General features: G+C 36.2%; 16 protein-coding genes. 11 read left to right on the top strand and 5 right to left on the bottom strand.

Annotated elements, in window-relative coordinates; all coding sequences use genetic code 11:
- The first annotated feature begins 478 nt into the window (after positions 1-478).
- Genes NSQ41_RS19170 through NSQ41_RS19160 form a run of 3 tightly spaced genes read left to right on the top strand, consistent with a single transcriptional unit; the run spans position 479 to position 2,908 of the window.
- Entirely contained in the window at positions 479-1,201 is a 723-nt protein-coding gene (locus NSQ41_RS19170) for an ABC transporter ATP-binding protein (protein ID WP_144598303.1), read from the top strand.
- Entirely contained in the window at positions 1,198-2,223 is a 1,026-nt protein-coding gene (locus NSQ41_RS19165; RefSeq protein WP_311066690.1) for an ABC transporter permease, read from the top strand. The genes NSQ41_RS19170 and NSQ41_RS19165 overlap by 4 nt, the downstream gene beginning before the upstream one ends.
- 31 nt (positions 2,224-2,254) lie before the next feature.
- Positions 2,255-2,908: a TetR/AcrR family transcriptional regulator gene (locus NSQ41_RS19160; protein WP_144598302.1), complete on the top strand. Its 654-nt coding sequence runs from the start codon at positions 2,255-2,257 to the stop codon at positions 2,906-2,908.
- Positions 2,909-3,124: 216 nt separating this feature from the next.
- On the opposite strand, the gene NSQ41_RS19155 is transcribed toward NSQ41_RS19160, so the two are convergent.
- On the bottom strand, positions 3,125-3,874 hold the full coding sequence (locus tag NSQ41_RS19155; protein ID WP_066251483.1) for a DeoR/GlpR family DNA-binding transcription regulator: 750 nt from the start codon (positions 3,872-3,874) through the stop codon (positions 3,125-3,127).
- A 171-nt stretch (positions 3,875-4,045) separates the two neighbouring features.
- Between NSQ41_RS19155 and NSQ41_RS19150 the strand changes: the two genes are divergently transcribed.
- The 5 genes from NSQ41_RS19150 (at position 4,046) to NSQ41_RS19130 (ending at position 8,538) form a co-directional block, all read left to right on the top strand.
- Entirely contained in the window at positions 4,046-4,741 is a 696-nt protein-coding gene (locus NSQ41_RS19150; RefSeq protein ID WP_066251481.1) for a ribulose-phosphate 3-epimerase, read from the top strand.
- A gap of 14 nt (positions 4,742-4,755) precedes the next feature.
- Positions 4,756-5,316: a 6-phospho-3-hexuloisomerase gene (gene hxlB / locus NSQ41_RS19145; RefSeq protein ID WP_066251479.1), complete on the top strand. Its 561-nt coding sequence runs from the start codon at positions 4,756-4,758 to the stop codon at positions 5,314-5,316.
- Positions 5,317-5,388: 72 nt separating this feature from the next.
- Positions 5,389-6,546 carry a mannitol-1-phosphate 5-dehydrogenase gene (locus NSQ41_RS19140; protein ID WP_117016899.1) on the top strand — a complete coding sequence of 386 codons (1,158 nt, stop codon included), beginning with the start codon at positions 5,389-5,391 and terminating at the stop codon, positions 6,544-6,546.
- 33 nt (positions 6,547-6,579) lie between these two features.
- Positions 6,580-7,017, top strand: a complete 438-nt coding sequence (locus NSQ41_RS19135; RefSeq protein ID WP_066251473.1) for a PTS sugar transporter subunit IIA — start codon at positions 6,580-6,582, stop codon at positions 7,015-7,017.
- 102 nt (positions 7,018-7,119) lie between these two features.
- Positions 7,120-8,538 carry a PTS mannitol transporter subunit IICB gene (locus NSQ41_RS19130; RefSeq protein ID WP_066251470.1) on the top strand — a complete coding sequence of 473 codons (1,419 nt, stop codon included), beginning with the start codon at positions 7,120-7,122 and terminating at the stop codon, positions 8,536-8,538.
- A 939-nt stretch (positions 8,539-9,477) separates the two neighbouring features.
- Here NSQ41_RS19130 and NSQ41_RS19125 read toward each other — a convergent pair.
- On the bottom strand, positions 9,478-10,755 hold the full coding sequence (locus NSQ41_RS19125; protein ID WP_063388282.1) for a cation:dicarboxylase symporter family transporter: 1,278 nt from the start codon (positions 10,753-10,755) through the stop codon (positions 9,478-9,480).
- Between the two features lie 283 nt (positions 10,756-11,038).
- On the opposite strand from NSQ41_RS19125, the gene NSQ41_RS19120 reads away from it, so the two are divergent.
- Both NSQ41_RS19120 and NSQ41_RS19115 read left to right on the top strand, forming a co-directional pair.
- A complete protein-coding gene (locus tag NSQ41_RS19120; RefSeq protein WP_082829613.1) occupies positions 11,039-12,346 on the top strand; it encodes a sensor histidine kinase in 1,308 nt (435 codons plus the stop codon).
- 4 nt (positions 12,347-12,350) lie between these two features.
- Entirely contained in the window at positions 12,351-13,280 is a 930-nt protein-coding gene (locus NSQ41_RS19115; RefSeq protein ID WP_339193666.1) for a response regulator, read from the top strand.
- Between the two features lie 139 nt (positions 13,281-13,419).
- On the opposite strand, the gene NSQ41_RS19110 is transcribed toward NSQ41_RS19115, so the two are convergent.
- Entirely contained in the window at positions 13,420-13,830 is a 411-nt protein-coding gene (locus tag NSQ41_RS19110; protein ID WP_063388285.1) for an Rrf2 family transcriptional regulator, read from the bottom strand.
- A 184-nt stretch (positions 13,831-14,014) separates the two neighbouring features.
- On the opposite strand from NSQ41_RS19110, the gene NSQ41_RS19105 reads away from it, so the two are divergent.
- The gene (locus tag NSQ41_RS19105) at positions 14,015-14,644 is read left to right on the top strand and encodes an NAD(P)-dependent oxidoreductase (protein WP_094244775.1); all 630 of its coding nucleotides are present in this window, start codon (positions 14,015-14,017) and stop codon (positions 14,642-14,644) included.
- 237 nt (positions 14,645-14,881) lie between these two features.
- Here NSQ41_RS19105 and NSQ41_RS19100 read toward each other — a convergent pair whose 3' ends face one another.
- Both NSQ41_RS19100 and NSQ41_RS19095 read right to left on the bottom strand, forming a co-directional pair.
- On the bottom strand, positions 14,882-16,804 hold the full coding sequence (locus tag NSQ41_RS19100; RefSeq protein WP_339198103.1) for an ABC transporter permease: 1,923 nt from the start codon (positions 16,802-16,804) through the stop codon (positions 14,882-14,884).
- Positions 16,794-17,555 (bottom strand): ABC transporter ATP-binding protein, encoded by a 762-nt coding sequence (locus NSQ41_RS19095; RefSeq protein WP_339210688.1) that lies wholly within the window; start codon positions 17,553-17,555, stop codon positions 16,794-16,796. Before NSQ41_RS19095 ends, NSQ41_RS19100 begins: the two co-directional genes overlap by 11 nt.
- Positions 17,556-17,621 lie beyond the last annotated feature (66 nt).

The raw sequence follows: 17,621 nt of genomic DNA, 5'->3' as shown, positions 1-17,621 counted from the left end.
TATAGTATCACTTCAACCATTTTTATTGAATGTGTATTGTATCTAAAATCTCCTTTAATCATTATGTAAAATAACTAAAAATGCTTGTTTAATTTCCTCTAAGGAACGAATACCAAAGCTATCTTCATCTAGTCGTTCCTGTAAAACACTCCTAATGAGCCAATAGCTAACCGATTGCCCCGATTTCTCCTGCCTATTAATAAATGGGCATAATTTGTGCAAAAAAGCGCATCTTCTGATGTTCATTCCTCAGTCAATTTGTGTGGATGTTTTTTCTAGTTCAAATGCTTATTGTTGCTTTTTGTATAAATCCGCAGCGGTCAGCTTTTTTAAGACGATAACTATTAAAGCCGAATCTGTTAAAAAAATTTTCCTATCATTCGCAAAAAAATGAGTGATTACTCACTTCACAAAATTCGTTTGCACAACTATAATGTATGTGAGTACTCACTCATTTTATACGAAAGGATGGGAAAAAATGGCCTCAATGATTATTGTCCGTAAAGCTGCGATTTCATTTGGGAAGGAAAAAGTGCTAAAAAATATTGATTTGGACGTAAATGAGGGAGAGATTTTCGGGCTTCTTGGTCCATCCGGCTCCGGGAAAACGACGTTGGTCAAAATGATCACAGGAATTTTAGAGGGAGATCAAGGAGAAATTTTTATCAAAGATCAAAAGGTTCCTTCACTCGAGCTAATGAAATCAATCGGTTATATGGCGCAATCGGATGCTCTTTATCAGGAGTTGACCGCGAAAGAAAACCTGGAATTTATAGCCGCTATTTACGGGCTAAAACGCCAAGAACGGAAGAAAGCGATTCAGGAAGTTTTGGAAATTGTCGATTTAACTGATCATATGGATAAAGTTGTCAAGGACTTTTCAGGTGGGATGAAAAGGCGGTTGTCTCTAGCTGCTTCGCTCATGCATAAACCGGATCTATTAATTTTAGACGAACCGACGGTTGGAATCGATCCAGTGCTTCGCCAATCGATATGGAGTGAATTAAGAAAACTAAAAAACAACGGGATGACCATTTTAGTTACGACACATGTCATGGATGAAGCGGAAAAGTGTGATCGTCTGGCCATGCTAAGAGACGGTTATATCATTGCTTGTGACACGCCGGAAAAGCTAAAGGAAAACCAAAAGGTCGATTCACTTGAAGAAGCATTTTTAGCATACGGGAGGAATGAGAAATGAGAGTAGGAGCTGTTGTCATCCGAATTATAAGACAGCTGTTAAGGGATAAACGGTCGATTGCTTTATTGATCTTTGCGCCGCTTTTAGTTATCACTCTTGTATGGCTTGTATTAGACGGCGACCCATACGAACCGAAAATAGCAGCAGAAAATATACCGGCGCCGCTTGAGCAAGTATTGCAAAATGAATTGGAGAAAGATGTTGTTCAAATGTCCGAAAGTGAAGCGAAGGAGGCTTTTCAAAAAGAGGATTTAGATGCATTTATAACGATAAAAAATCATGTTCCGTATGTTTTGCTGGAAGGAAGCGACCCGACAGCCAATTCAGCGGTTATGAAGGTGATTCAAACCGCCTTCAGCTCCCTGTCAGACCAAAAAAATATTCAGCCTGATGTCGAATATTATTATGGCTCTGACAAAATCAATCTTTTTGATCAGACGGGTTCAGTACTAATCGGTTTTTTTGTCTTTTTCTTTGTTTTTGTGCTAGGCGGTATTTCATTTTTGCGGGAAAGAACACAAGGAACATTAGAAAAATTGCTGTCGACGCCGATTAAAAGATGGGAGATTGTAACAGGCTATTTGCTAGGATTTGGCTTATTCACGATTATTCAATCGTTCGTTATTGTCACGTATTGCGTATATGTACTTGATATTTGGATGGCAGGGGATTTTTGGCAGCTGTTAGTAGTTACATTTTTATTAGCCATCACTGCGCTGGCGCTTGCTACCCTTTTATCAGCCTTTGCAAATAATGAGCTGCAAATCATGCAGTTTATTCCGATTGTCATCATTCCACAAGCATTTTTTTCGGGAATCTTTAACTTGGAGACATTGGCAGAGTGGTTGCAAGTGTTGAGTAAATTTATGCCGCTTACTTACGGAGCGGACGCCATTCAAGAAATCATGATTAAAGGAAAAGACTTGGTCGATCTTTGGCAGGATTTGCTAATATTGTTCGGCTTTGTGCTGCTTTTCTATGTCTTAAATATATTTGCATTGAAAAAACATCGCAGGTTATAACAATAAAAGAGAGAAATAAGGAGGAAAGTGTATGGACCAGAAAAATTTTATGGACGAGTTCATGAAGGCAGCGAATCAAGATTTAACGCCAAAGCAGGCAAAAATTCTTCAAGCGGCAGTCGAAATTTTCGCCGAAAAAGGGTATGCTGCGACATCCACGAGCGAAATTGCGAAAAGAGCCGGGGTAGCGGAAGGAACGATTTTTCGCCATTATAAAACAAAAAAAGATTTGCTGATATCCATCGTTTCACCGATCATTATAGAATTTGCCGTCCCCTTATTTGCTGAAAGGTTTATCAATGAAGTTTTCCAGGATCAACGACTTGATGATTTTGAAGATCTGTTAAGGAAAATCATCCGCAACCGCTATCAATTTGTCAAAAACAATGTCCCATTGTTAAAAATTTTTTTTCAGGAAATGGCGTTCCATGCAGAAATTCAAGAAAAATTTAGCGCGGTTTTTACTGAAAAAGTTTTGCCTCAGTTTATAAAAGTTGTCAACCATTTTAAACAAAATGGGCAAATAGGTGATTTTCCCACCGAGACTGTCATTCGTTTAACGATTAACGCGATCGTTGGGTTTTTCATTACCCGCTTTTTGGTCATGCCGGACTATCCATGGGATGACGAGAAAGAAATGGAATACACGATCCAATTTATTCGGAACGGGTTAAAGGGGATTTGACGGCTTAATCAATCATCAAAGATACATGATTTTTTGCAGGATAGTCTACCCTGAAGGAAGACTATCCTCTTTTAATTAAATTGGAATTAACCAAGCGGTCTTCGAAATTTAGCAATATGGTATATATTAGCAATACCAGCGGCTTGTTGAATCTGATTTCATTTACCCTCGTTTTTTCTCATCAAACTGCTGATTATCAAATTTGTTAATGCATTATCAATCAACCACCACTACTTGTTGGCTGCCATATATCTTTTTAATGTTAGGACTAATATTTTCTGTTATTAAGTATGTTAAATCTTTAGTAGGACATACAATGTGATTGGAAACAGTGCTTAATTTATCAGATGTTGCCATCCCTAATATTTCAGAAGAGATGGAAGCCATTTTCCGCTTTACTAATGCTTCTGATAAGCTTGGGACGCTGATTCCTATATAAGGATCAATTTTGTAAATTCCCATGATATATAAATCTGCTCTCATATTACTTAAAGATTCGACAGTGTCTATTCCTAAATTAACCATTGATTGTTTGAATAAAGTTCCGCCGATCATAATAACATCAATATGTTGATGATTAGTCAGAGCCATAGCGATTGGCGGGCTGTTTGTAATGACGGTGGCTTTTAATGTTAAAGGTAATTGGTTTACTAGATGTAAATTAGTCGTTCCTCCATCAATTAATAAAACCATGTCTTCTTTTATAAAGGATAAAGCTTTTTTAGCTAATTTAATTTTAACTTCATTAAACATGTGCTGCCTTGTTGAAAAATCAACAACAGGAGGCCCTATCCTCAAAGCTCCGCTATGAACCCTTTTAATAAGTCCGCGGTTATCAAGCTCCTTTAAATCTCTTCGAATTGTATCCTCCGAAACTGACAGGCGTTTACTTAAATCGCTTGCAATAACTTTATGTTCTTCATTTAAAATCTGCAAGATTTTTTGTTGACGTTCTTCCTTTAGCATAGTGACTTTACTCCTTTAAGTCTTTCTTATAGTTTATCATAATTTCAACAATTGATCAAAACGCATTCGCGCAAATAATGGCATGAAAACGCAAAAACATGCTTTACTTTTCATTGTATGCGTTTTATAATAAAGGAAAACATGCAAACACATGCAAATGGAGGCACAAACATGCAAAATAATAAAAAAATAACGATTGCACCTTCTATAATGTGTGCTGACTTATGTAATTTAGAAAAAAGTGTAAAAGAAATTGAGAAAGAAGGACTGGATACTTTACATATTGATATTATAGATGGACACTTTAGCCCTAGTATGCCATTGGGAATAGATACTATTAAGCAATTACGAAAAATAACTGATATGAATTTTGATGTCCACATTATGTCCAATAATAATGAATTTTTTATACAAGAGATGATCAAAATTGATGTACAACAAATATCATTTCACTATGAAACGAGCACTCATATTGATCGATACATTAACTTAATAAAAAACAATGGAATTAAAGCAGGTTTAGCACTCAACCCAGCAACTCCCCTGTCTGTCCTGGATTATATTTTGCCGCAGTGCGATACCATTTTGTTAATGTTAATCAATCCAGGCTTTGCAACTGATGAAAATGAAAAGCAAGTTTCTTATGCAATAAAAAAAGTAGAAGATTTGGCGCGATTAATAAAAGAAAAAGAATTGGATACAAATATTGAGGTTGATGGCAGAGTATCTTTAGACACAATACCAAGCTTAGTAAAAGCTGGGGCCGACATACTAGTTGCCGGGAGTACAAGCTTATTTATTCGAGACAAAAGTTTAGCTGAGAATAAAAAAGCGATGGAAAAATGCATCATAGAAGGTTTATTGTGAAAAGAGGGGAAATAATGGTTAATTACTATGATATTGTAAAGGAAATTACAAACGAACTCACCACTACTTTAAACCAAATTGATATGAATGAAGTCAATAAATTGTTAATCGAGATAAAAAAAGCAGATAAAGTATTTTTTGTCGGGGTTGGAAGAGTTCTATTATCTTTGAAAGCTATCGCTAAACGATTAGCTCATCTTGGTATTAAAACTTATATTGTCGGCCAAATCACTGAGCCTGCAATAACTGAAAAAGACTTGTTGATAGTGGGATCGGGAAGCGGAGAAACGGCTTTTCCATTAATCATTGCAAAGAAGGCAAAGCAATTTAAAGCAAAAGTTGCTCATATAGGTGCAAATCCAAATAGCTCAATGAATGAGTATTCAGATTGTTTCGTAAGGATACCAGTAGGTACAAAACTACAGCTGCCAAATGAAGTGAAATCTGTACAACCAATGACAAGCTTATTTGAACAAAGCTTATTGTTATTAGGCGACGCGTTAGCCTTAATGATGATTAGAGAGCAAAATATTGATATGTCTAGTCTTTGGCAATATCACGCGAATTTAGAGTAAAAAGTTAATAGCTTCGCTGGATTGGATATTCTTTGATAAAGAGTTTTAAGTATTGTAAAGGGAGATAATATTATGCTAGCGTTGCATTTTGGTGCAGGGAATATAGGGAAAGGTTTAATTGGTTACTTATTAAACAAAACTGGGTATGAAGTTTGTTTCGTGGATATAAATCAAAAAACGGTTGATAAATTTAACAATTACAATAGTTATCAGGTTGAGATATTAGATGATAATCATACGATAGAGACTATCTCTCCGGTTTCAGCATTAAACAGTGTAACACAAGAAGAAGAAGTGATCAATGCTATTGTGAATGCAGATTTAATTACAACATCTGTCGGCATCAATAACATACCTAAAATAGCTAATATATTATCTCAAGGCCTTTTGAAAAGAGCAAAAGAAAATAAAAAGAAGATCGACATTATCGCAAATGAAAATGCAATTAACGCTTCTTCCAGTTTGAAACGTGAGATAAAGAGATATGTTTCAAATAAAGAAATGGAAAATATATGTACTTTTGTTGGCTTTCCTAATTCAGCTATTGATCGCCTAGCTTTATCAAAACATAGCGAAGGGGGTGAGAGTGTTCTTGTAGAACCGTTCTATGAATGGATCATTAACAAATCAGAAATCGTTAATGCAGATTCGCCTATTATAAAAAACGCAATCTATGTTGAAGATTTACAGCCTTATATTGAAAGAAAATTATATTTAGTGAATATGGGTCATGCGGCAACTGCTTATATTGGGTTTTTAGCAGGAGAATCTACAATACAGAGCGCTTTGAGAAATGCAAAAATTGAACATCTTGTACGGGAAACGCTAAATGAAGCTTCCCAATATATTTTAAGGAAATTTAATATGGATCCAAAAGATATGAGTGATTTTATTGAAAGAATTATAAAGCGCTTTAAAAACAAAAATATTAGCGACTCGATTTTGCGAGTAGGAAGATCGCCGATTCGCAAACTGGGCTATAATGAACGATTAATTAAACCCACTAGAGAACTTTTTGATTTAGGACTTTCAATAGAATATTTATCAGTTGCCGTTGCTGCTGCATTTTTATTCGATAACCCTGATGATGAAGAGTCTGTAATTTTGCAAAACTACATTTGTGAAAATGGGATCGAACAAGCCATTTTACATTTTACAGAGTTAGAAAATAAAACAATTAGAGAAAAAATTAAAGAAATTTATTATCAACTAAAAATACAGAAATGGTAGTGTAAATAGAATCATGAAGAAAGGTGAAACGGTGTGTTAAGTGAATATTTAAAAGGTAATATAAATTTCTTGAATAGAGTATCTTCATGGGAGGAATCTATAAGAGTTGCTTCCGATCCTTTATTAAAAAAAGGTAATATTACTCCTAAATATATTCAAGATATGATTGATAATGTCAATAAAAATGGTCCATATATAGTAATTGTTCCGGGAATTGCCATGCCGCATGCAAGAAACGAAGGAGGAGTAATCAAAACAGGCATTTCTTTTTTGAAATTACAAAACAACGTGCAGTTCCCAGAGGGAAAAGAAGTGAATATTATTATCGTCTTAGCGGCTGAAGACAATTCAAGTCATTTAGGTTTGCTATCCGACTTATCTTCTATACTAATTGATGAAGATGTTGTAAATAAGTTTAGAAATTCAAGCAATGAAGAAGAAATAATGAATGTTATTAAAATGGTAGAATAAAAAATGTTTTTTTGATTAAATTTAAAATTTAAACATCTTTTTTTTTCAAAAAAGTATAGAAATTTCTTCTATAAATATTGATATGAAGAAAGGGTGTTATACATGGAAAATGTAATTAAAGCCAAAACCCCATCTTTTCGTGCACGCATCCAAGCTGTTGGAGGATTCTTGACCAATATGGTTTTGCCGAATATTGGAGCTTTTATTGCATGGGGGTTATTAACAGCTTTGTTTATACCTTCTGGCTGGTTTCCAAATGAGAATCTTGCTAGTATAGTTGATCCGGCAATCAAGTATTTATTGCCTTTGCTTTTAGCAAGCACAGGAGGGAGAATGGTTGCCGGCCAAAGGGGCGCTGTAATGGGTACCATCGGAGCCATAGGGCTAATAGTTGGATCCGATATACCAATGTTTTTAGGCGCGATGATTATTGGTCCTTTGGGAGGCTGGCTTATAAAGAAATTTGATAAATTGATAGATGGTAAAATACCTGCAGGATTTGAAATGATTGTTAATAACTTTTCAATTGGTATTTTAGGCTTCTTTCTAATGATTTTCTCCTTTTATTTTATAGGACCGGTTATTGAAGCGGCAAATAATGTTGTTTCATCCGCTATTAAATCTCTAGTGGATACAGGGTACTTACCATTATTATCTCTTATTAATGAGCCAGCTAAAGTATTGTTTTTAAATAACGTCATTGATCAAGGAATATATTATCCTTTAGGTATGCAAGAAACGCTTGAAGCAGGAAAATCAATTTACTTTACCGTTGCGTCAAACCCAGGACCTGGTCTTGGATTATTATTAGCTTTTAGCTTTTTCGGCAAAAAGGCTGCTAAGCGGACTGCTCCGGGTGCTATAATAATTCATTTCTTCGGAGGCATTCATGAGTTATACTTCCCATATGTATTAATGAAACCATTAACAATTTTAGCAATGATTGCCGGCGGGATGTCAGGTATTACAACTTTTTATCTTTTCGATGCGGGTCTTGTAGCTGGACCTAGTCCGGGATCCATAATATCTTATTTAGCTTTAACCCCTAAAGGTAATTTCCTAGGAATCATTTCAGGTGTAATCGTAGCTGCGGTAGTATCCTTCATCGTTACTGCAATAATATTAAAGTTTGATAAAAAAACAGATGAAGAAGATTTTACAAGTTCAATCGAAAAGTCAAAAGCAATGAAATCTGAAGGGAAACAAATTTTAAATCCATCTAATGAACTGTCTAATACAAAAATAAGTAAAATTTCATTTGCTTGCGATGCAGGTGCCGGCAGCAGTGCATTAGGTGCAACCACATTTAGAAAAAGACTGCAAAAAGCAAATATTGACGGTATTGAAGTAAAACATTATAGAATAGAGGATGTTCCAGAAGACACTGACATTATCGTCGTTCATAAAGATTTATTAGAAAGAGCAAGATTATCTCATAAAAACAAAAGAATTATCACTATAGAAAATTATATAGAAGATCCTAATTTATTAAAATTAATTGATGAATTAGGGAAAAGGTAAACAAATGGTTTTGTGTAATTGGAGATTCTTTGCTTGCAAACGTTATCAACAATTTTATAGATATTAGTATTAAAAAGAAAAATAATCATTAGGAGATTAGAGATATGAAAACAGTACTCCCTTGAGATTTAACTTTTGTGGACGTGGTGTTTTTGCAAATGGCGCAAATAAGGCAATGCTCACTTTTGCAATCGCGGACGGCTCACCACGTCCACTATTCAAAATTAGATTGAACAAAGGCCCTAACTTATATAAGTTAAATAGCCTAAGATACCATAAATTTAATTTACGGTTTTTCTAATCTGAAATGAATTGAAAGCAATGGAACTCCTGATTTATCTTTTTAAAAATATGTTCAAAGTTTTTTAAGTTTCTATCTCTCTAATAAACGAAGAAGTTGTTTTATGGTAATTTTGCAAAATTAAGCGATATACCAATTATTTCAGATTCGGCTATTGTGATTTTGTGTTGAAGACAACAAGAAAATAATAAACATCCGTCCACTATAAAATTATTAATTTTCACTTTTTCAAACGTGCCTATTTCTAAGTCTTTCTATATAATACTTGAATTTGGAAACAGTTTCAAGTTTTATTTAATAATCATTATAGGTGACACCTTTTTTTCGAGTTTGAGCTGTCTGCTTATTCCTGTGAAAAATCATTCTACATGCGAAAAGCTTTTTGGGAAAGAATTGCACTTTGGAACAAACAAAGATAAAGAAATAATAGGAAATGACAGAAATGATGGAAAATACGCTCTGTTTTTTCTTAACGTTTAACTATGTAGAAAACGATCAAGATCAGAAGTATCATCTTTTACGAATGAATCTAACAAAGCTGTTGAAATCATTATCTTCAATCTATAGCAAAAGCCGGAAGGGTATCATAACCACTCCGGCTTTTTGATTGCAAAGTTTTTGGAATTATATCGGTTATATTAAGCTGCGGATTGCTTATTATTTTTAAAAGAATTGATATATGAAATAGCTTTTTCAACATCGAACTGACCTTCCCATTTAGACATAACGACAGCGGCTAATGAATTTCCAATGACATTGACCACTGTTCTAGCCATATCGAGAATACGGTCAATACCTGCGATAAATGCAAGACCTTCAGGCGGGATGCCTACTGCTCCCAGCGTAGCCAACAATACAACAAATGAAACGCCTGGAACGCCTGCAATTCCTTTTGAGGTCAACATTAATACTAGCACCAATGAAATTTGATCAGCGATGGACAAATCAATGCCATACATTTGTGCTATAAACAGTGCTGCTAATGCTTGGTATAGGGTTGAACCATCTAAGTTAAAGGAATAACCTGTTGGAATGACAAATGCTGTAATGGATTTTGGGCATCCAAATTTCTCCATTTTCTCCATTATTCTTGGCATAACTGTTTCTGAGCTTGAGGTTGAATAGGCAAGGATAAGCTCTTCTTTAAGTAAACGGATGATGTGAAAAATGTTTAGACCGACTAATTTTGCAACAAATCCAAGAATGACGACAACGAAGAATAACATTGTTGCATAGCCGACAATTACTAATTTACCCAACGGCACCAATGATTCGATACCGAATTTAGACACAGTCACACCGATAAGGGCAAACACACCAAATGGTGCAAATTTCATCACTTGGTTCGTCACCCAGAACATCGTTTCAGCTGTACCTTGGAAAAAGGCAATGATCGGTTTTCCACGCTCTCCGATGGCTGTGACTCCAAGTCCGAAAAATACAGAGAAGAAAATGATCGCCAGCATATTTCCTTCAACAAATGCCTGGAAAATGTTTGGTGGAACAATGTTGACAAATGTATCAGCTATTCCGTGGCTTTCAACTGCTTCTGCCGTATCGACATAACTATGAATATCTGTTTTCTCTAATGAGCTCATATCGACGCCGGAACCAGGCTGAAAAATGTTAGCTGCTAAAAGTCCGACAATAATGGCGACAGTTGTAATAATTTCAAAATACAAAATTGTTTTTCCGCCAAGCTTTCCGAGCTTTTTTGTATCACCTACACTTGCAATACCGACAATTAAGCTGGAAATAACAATTGGAATGACGATCATTTTAATTAATCGTAAAAATATATCCCCAATTGGCTGCAAAAATTTCGCAACATCTGGGTTACCATAAAAAATAGTACCAACAACAATACCTAGTACAAGACCTATTAAAATTTGCCAAGCCAAGCTTATTCTTTTCATCATAGCACCTCTTTTCTTTTATAATTGCCTCCAAAACGAATGGATGACAAAATTGATTATCATTATCTTTTAAATGGTTACTCGTCGAAATAATAAGCTATAATAATTAGTAGAGTTGTTTGCGATAGCGCTTACGAGTTATCTCATCTAATTTAAAATTGAAACTACAAGATCAGACGATAAATCTACAAAATTCTACAAATTGATTATTTACTTCGTTTTTAAAATTCTAACTTTTATTCAATTTTTTAAGAGGAACCATTATAACAAGGTTGTGGTAATATTGAACTTGCACTCTCTTGAAAAAAAAGAACTTCAATTATTGGTTGCAATGATCATTTTGGTTCCGCTCGCTGGCGAAATTAAATTTTATCCATTTAATGAAGTTTATCGGGTGAGTTTTGGACCTCCAACATTGTTTATTTTTTTATTGTGGCTGAGAAAGGTACCAGCTGTTATATGTGGTGTTCTTGCAGGCTTATCAATTGTGACATTTCGGGTTCTTCTCGATTTGATATCCCTTACATCTGTTGATTGGATGGCTTCCATTCATACAAATTCCCCTTATTTTTTCTATTACTTCACGTATGCGCTTGTTTTTTCTGTTTTAAGAATTCACCGATTTTACAATCGACCATGGGTGATCGGCCTTTTGGGGATTGTGATAGAATTGGCAGCCGGGATTGTCGAGCTACTCGCTGAAAATATTATGATTGGAACGGTTATGACTTTAGATGCCTTTAATAAAATTATGATTATTGCCATATTCCGAAGTTTTTTTGTGATCGGTTTATTTAGTATGATAAAATTGCATGAATCTAAGCTAAGGGAAGCGGAAATTCAAAAACGCAATGAACATATGATCATGCTTGTATCGAACCTTTACGAAGAGTCGGTGCTATTAAAAAAATCCGTTCAAGATGCTGAGGAAATTACGAGGCAATCTTACAACCTGTATCAAAAATTGCAGGAGATCAGGAAAGGGAAGAAAAGGCTGTCGCTGGAGGAGCTTTCACGGCATGCCTTGAGGATTGCCGGCGAGGTTCATGAGATCAAAAAAGATAATCAACGCATTTTGTCTGGACTTTCAAAAGTAATTTCAGAAGAAAGCTCCCTTGATTATTTAGATGTCCGATCACTTTTATCAATCATTGTTCGAACACATGAGAAGTATGCTGAGCTGTTGGGGAAAAACATTGAATTCAGTATTGCATATAATGGGTCACATCCTGAGTATCATGTGTATACGTTTATTTCCATTGTGAATAACCTTGTCGCTAACGCAGTGGAGGCCATCAAAGGAACTGGCAGCATTGAGATTGCAGTGGAGCGGGAAAATGATTGGCTCCAAATACGCGTTCATGATGATGGTCCCGGAATTCCCGATCAATATAAAGATATTATTTTTAAACCAGGATTCACCTTGAAATTCGACAGCACGGGTAATTCATCAACAGGTATTGGGCTTTCATATGTGAAAGAATTGGCAGAAAAGCTTAACGGGGAAGTAATGATTGCGCATCAGGAAGATAGCAAAGGGGCAACATTTATCGTTCGTCTGCCAATTGGAAATTTAACCCAGAAAAGGTGATTTTATGAGGTTTTTTATAATAGATGACGATGAGTCAATTCGTACTATGCTATGGCATATCATTGAAGACGAGGAACTTGGTGAAGTCGTAGGCGAAGCAGCAGACGGTGCTGATGTTAGCGGTGAATTTTTAAATTTGAAGAAAGTCGATATTTTATTAGTTGACCTGTTAATGCCCGTTCAGGACGGCATTGAAACGATTAAGAAAATCAAGCCGATTTTTAAAGGAAAAATTGTTATGATATCGCAGGTGGAATCAAAGGATATGATCGGCCAAGCTTATGAATACGGAATCGAAAACTATATAACGAAGCCGATTAATAAAATTGAAGTATTGTCAATCTTAAAGAAGGTGATGGGTCATATACGTTTGGAAAAAACCATTCAGGATATCCATCACTCTTTATATAGTGTTATGAACGTTGATCATCTTCTAAAGCAAAATGTAAATCCTTATAAAGAAAATTCTCTTTCTGCCAGTGCACGATTCCTCCTTTCAGAACTAGGCATTGCCGGAGAAAGCGGCAGTAAAGATCTCATTGAAATCATGCAGTTTTTATATGATTACGAACAAGAGAAAACATTTGCCGGCGGATTTCCTTCATTAAAGGAGATATTTAGAAATATTGCGTTGAAGAAGCTTGGAGAAGCAGCCAGTGAAGAGGAGCTGAAAAGGGAAATTAAAGCGTCTGAACAACGTGTGCGGAGGGCGATCTATCATTCCTTGAACAACTTAGCGTCACTTGGGCTCACAGACTTCATCCATCCAAAGTTTGAAAATTACTCATCCAAATTTTTTGATTTCACTGCTGTTCGTCAAAAAATGGAGGAATTAAAAGCCGATCGGCCTGCAGCTGCATCGTCTATACGAATCAATACGAAAAAATTTATCCATGCTTTTTATTTTGAAATCAAGCACTTGATGGAGGAATAAAATCGATTTCAAAGATTCCCTGCATGCGTGCAAACTTACGAAAGTAAAAATGAATCATTCACCTTATTCAAAACAGCGAAACGGTTATAAGTGCCGAAAAAGAGGAGATAACTACAGCTTCATTTTTTATGGGCCATTCTTATTGTAAGAAATGGCCCATTACGTCTTTTAGGGATTGGCTGGACAGCTCGTCTTCCATCGCTTTTTGAACGCGCGTAAATGTGCTGTCCAGGGCGGATTGAATGTTTTTTCCAACGGGACAATTGGGGTTCGGATTTTCGTGAATAGCGAATAATTCATCTTTCGGTTCGACCGCTTTAAAAATATCCAAAAGTGTTATGTCTTCAGGGTTTTTTGTTAATTTTGCTCCGGTTCTGCCGGCATGGGAAGTTAATAGTCCCGCTTTCTTGAGCATGCTTGTAATTCGCCGGATCACCACGGGATTCGTGTTGACGCTTTTGGCAATAAATTCTGAAGACATATGCTCAAGGGGATTTGATGCTATTAAGATCATAATATGAATCGCCACTGCTAAACGGCTGTTAATCATAAGTTTCCACCACCATTTGTCACTATTTTAGTGACAAATTTGAAATTTTGTCAAACAGGTTGGCAGGCAATGATTTCCGGATGACAGCTTCAATCAATAAGTTGACAGGGATTTATATTTGTAACTATAATAGTTACATATAATTTGTAACTGAATTAGTTACATAAAGGGAGGAAAATTGTTAATGAAAATTGCCGTTATTGGTGCAACGGGAAAAGCAGGAAGTTTAATAGTAAAGGAAGCAAAGGAACGAGGACATGATGTTACGGCTATTGTCCGCAATGCTTCTAAAGTGACTGATGTACCAGCTGTTGAAAAGGATATTTTCGATATTACATCAGAGGATATAAAAGATTTTGATGTTGTTGTAAATGCATTTGGCACTGCACCTGGTGAAGAGCATAAACATGTGGAGGCAGGAAAAGTATTAATCAATGCCTTGAAAGGAGCGCCTAATACGCGGCTTATTGTTGTAGGCGGAGCGGGCAGCCTGTTTGTCGATGAAGCGAAAACAACCCGCCTCTTTGACACACCGGATTTTCCGAAAGAATATTTGCCGGTAGCGAAAAGCTCAGCTCAAAATTTGCAAGATCTTGAAAACTCTGAAGGGATTCAATGGACTTATATTAGCCCAGCTGCATTTTTTGATCCGCAAGGTCCGCGCACAGGTGAATATAAAGTTTCAGGCGATGTGCTTGCTGTCAACTCTGAAGGCCAAAGCTACATCAGTTATAGAGACTATGCGATAGCACTTGTAGATGAAATTGAAAACCGTAAGCACATTAATAAACGTTTTTCCGTCGTATCCAAATAAAAGCTTGATTGCCGAGCGGTGCAGATTTTCTTATTTTTTTACGGTTTGAGATTTGGGAGGATTTCGGGGGTTATTCATATAATGAAATATAAGCCTCAGACACCCTGTGGGGAGCTGAGGCTTATATTTTTCTATAAAGTTGAACAAACTACCCGTTTTTCAAACGGGCGGTTTTTTTAATAAAGAGGGGGTTCCCAAAAGTCAACTTATACTGACTTTTTGGACAGTTCCTTAATATTAAAGAGCCGCTTTTATTACTTTTTTATAATAAAGTACGGAGAGAAAGCCGAAAATCGAATACAAAGCTGTATATAGCAGCATGACGAGAATCATTGGCGTCCAGAGCTCTGTGCCGAATAAAAACCATCCGGATTGAACGGCAAAGTAGCTGTGGAAAAGCCCGATGATCAAAGGAATCCCAAAATTAAAAGCTTGTTTGGCTTGAACTCCTTTGAGCAAGTCGCCTTGTGTGAAGCCGAGTTTTCTTAAAATGGTATAATTTAGCTTTTCATCTTCGCTCTCATCCATTTGTTTGAAATAAAGAATGCAGCCGGATGTAATCAGAAAAGTTAAACCTAAAAAGCCGACAATAAACATGCTGAGCCCCATAGATCGTTTTTGATTACTGCTCATGGCGAGCCGTGAATCATGATTGCCGCTAAACGTCGTTTTTTGAAAGATTTCATTAGCTTCCTGTATTTTAGCTTCATCTTGAATATCAATTCCTATATGAACAGACGGTTTCATGTCCATGTCCTTTTGTAAACGGTCAAATATCGTTTCGTCGACAATGGCAACAGGCAGGCCGCCGCCTGTGAAAAAATAGGAAATGTAGTATTCCTTTTGTAAACCTAAATATTTTTGCGGTATGACTTCGTGCCGGCCTTTTAATTCGATTTGACCGGAACTTTTCAGCGGCATAAACTTCTGCATCATATCGTTATACCCTGCAAAAAGAGTTTCATCTGGAGACAGATTGATCTTTTCTACATCGTCGTCACTAATGATTGGGAGAGGCATGGATGCCGGGTCAACTTTCAATTCCTTCAGCTTTGTATCTAATATTTTCTCCATATTGATGTTTGCGTGGATCACATCAATCATTTTTTCACTGTATGGAATGTGATGCGCATGTAATGCTTCTTTAAAATGCTTTGCATCTTCCGCATTCGTCAGAGCAAAATCGGCGGCGACATAATTTTCAGCGGATTTTTCCGATGAATAGTAGGAAATATAACTTAAAGATAACAATCCGATGGCAAGAGCAGAGACGGTTGTAATGATCGTTAATAATAAAGCATTTGACTTCATTCGGAACATAATCGATGAAAGAGATAGTACCTCATGAATATTTAAATAACCATCCTTCTTTTTTCTAATGAGATAAAAAATAAAGCTGACAGACCCTTTATAAAATAAATAGGTTCCGATAATGACAGATCCTAGTATAAAGATCATCGCAAGGAATAGCTCATTCATCGTAGTAAAATCGCCGCCAAATAACTTAGACGAAATATAGTAGCCTATAATGATGAAGAATATGCCGAGAATCCCGATAATCATTTCCAACAGGGATACTTTTTTTACTTCTGTAGTGGAAGCAACTTTAAATAAAGATAAAATGTTCTGCTTTTTAATAAATACGTAATTCAACAACATGATACAAAGATAAATCGCACTAAAAACGATCACTGTTTGGATCAAAGCATTAGGTGAAAAAGTAAGCGTTGCAATGGCATTGACGCCGGTAATTTTAAACAAAATCATAATGAATAATTTGGAGCTGGCAAATCCAATAAAGACTCCAATGAATAATGAGCTGAAATAAATGATAAAATTCTCAGCCGTAAGAATGCGGAATATTTTCCCTTTTGTCATGCCGATTAATTGAAGCAAGCCAATTTCTTTACTGCGCCGTTTAATGAAGATGTTATTGGCATACAAGAGAAAGACAGTCACAATGACAATCAATAATACGGATGCTGTTCGAATGGCAGCAGCCCCTTTAATCGACCCTTTTGTTGCATCCATTGACGGATCATATTGCAATGTGACAAACGCGAAATAAAGGGCTACTGTAAACATTAAGGCAAATACATATAAATAGTAGTTTTTCAGATTTTTTTTCAAATTACGGAATATCAGCTGCTTAACGTTCATGTTGCACCCCGCCTAATACCCCTTGGGTTTTCATAATATGTTGGAAGAACGTTTGTCTTGTTTCTTCCCCTCTATTTAATTGGGTATAAATTTGCCCGTCTTTTATGAAAATGACCCTGCTTGAGAAACTGGCTGCGACCGGATCGTGGGTGACCATGACAATGGTGGCTTTTCGTTTTTGATTTAATTCTTGCAGCTTGTTTAACAGATCAGATGCCGATTTTGAATCAAGGGCGCCTGTTGGCTCGTCGGCAAAGATAATGCTCGGCTCGTGAATAAATGCCCTTGCTGCTGAGGTGCGCTGTTTTTGGCCGCCGGAAATTTCGTTTGGATATTTATCCTTTATTTCATAAATGCCCAGTTCTGTTGCCAGTTCATTGAATTTTTGTTCCGCTTCTTTTTTTGCTGTTTTTGTAATGGATAAAGGCAGCAGGACGTTTTCCTTCACTGTCAGTGTATCGAGCAAATTGTATTCTTGAAAGATGAATCCTAAATGTCTTTTGCGGAATTCCGCCAGCTGTTTTTCTTTCATGCCGACAATGTCTGTTCCTTCTATTTTGATCGTTCCTTGGCTGACTTGATCAATGGAGGATAGAACATTGAGCAATGTCGTTTTCCCTGAGCCGGATGCCCCCATGATGCTGACGAATTCTCCCTTTTCGACACGAATGTCCAATCCCTTTAACACTTCTTGTTTATTAAATTTGTTTCCATAGCTTTTGTAAATTTTTGTTGCCTCTAAAATATACATATCGCGTCCCTCCTTGATATTTTTATCATAATCGTCCTTCTTGTATTTTTCCTTCGATTCAGCGAA

Source organism: Aeribacillus sp. FSL K6-8210, assembly GCF_037963925.1.
Taxonomy (GTDB): Bacteria; Bacillota; Bacilli; order Bacillales; family Aeribacillaceae; genus Aeribacillus; species Aeribacillus composti.
Note: the sequence above shows the minus strand (reverse complement) of the source record. Positions and strands in the feature narration are given on the sequence as shown.

What these genes read in the sequence shown, in the direction of transcription:
- NSQ41_RS19170 (WP_144598303.1), top strand. Translation starts at nt 479, where the DNA reads ATGGCCTCAATGATTATTGTCCGTAAAGCTGCGATTTCATTTGGGAAG.
- NSQ41_RS19165 (WP_311066690.1), top strand. Translation starts at nt 1,198, where the DNA reads ATGAGAGTAGGAGCTGTTGTCATCCGAATTATAAGACAGCTGTTAAGG.
- NSQ41_RS19160 (WP_144598302.1), top strand. Translation starts at nt 2,255, where the DNA reads ATGGACCAGAAAAATTTTATGGACGAGTTCATGAAGGCAGCGAATCAA.
- NSQ41_RS19155 (WP_066251483.1), bottom strand. Translation starts at nt 3,874, where the DNA reads ATGCTAAAGGAAGAACGTCAACAAAAAATCTTGCAGATTTTAAATGAA.
- NSQ41_RS19150 (WP_066251481.1), top strand. Translation starts at nt 4,046, where the DNA reads ATGCAAAATAATAAAAAAATAACGATTGCACCTTCTATAATGTGTGCT.
- hxlB (WP_066251479.1), top strand. Translation starts at nt 4,756, where the DNA reads ATGGTTAATTACTATGATATTGTAAAGGAAATTACAAACGAACTCACC.
- NSQ41_RS19140 (WP_117016899.1), top strand. Translation starts at nt 5,389, where the DNA reads ATGCTAGCGTTGCATTTTGGTGCAGGGAATATAGGGAAAGGTTTAATT.
- NSQ41_RS19130 (WP_066251470.1), top strand. Translation starts at nt 7,120, where the DNA reads ATGGAAAATGTAATTAAAGCCAAAACCCCATCTTTTCGTGCACGCATC.
- NSQ41_RS19125 (WP_063388282.1), bottom strand. Translation starts at nt 10,755, where the DNA reads ATGAAAAGAATAAGCTTGGCTTGGCAAATTTTAATAGGTCTTGTACTA.
- NSQ41_RS19115 (WP_339193666.1), top strand. Translation starts at nt 12,351, where the DNA reads ATGAGGTTTTTTATAATAGATGACGATGAGTCAATTCGTACTATGCTA.
- NSQ41_RS19110 (WP_063388285.1), bottom strand. Translation starts at nt 13,830, where the DNA reads ATGATTAACAGCCGTTTAGCAGTGGCGATTCATATTATGATCTTAATA.
- NSQ41_RS19105 (WP_094244775.1), top strand. Translation starts at nt 14,015, where the DNA reads ATGAAAATTGCCGTTATTGGTGCAACGGGAAAAGCAGGAAGTTTAATA.
- NSQ41_RS19100 (WP_339198103.1), bottom strand. Translation starts at nt 16,804, where the DNA reads ATGAACGTTAAGCAGCTGATATTCCGTAATTTGAAAAAAAATCTGAAA.
- NSQ41_RS19095 (WP_339210688.1), bottom strand. Translation starts at nt 17,555, where the DNA reads ATGTATATTTTAGAGGCAACAAAAATTTACAAAAGCTATGGAAACAAA.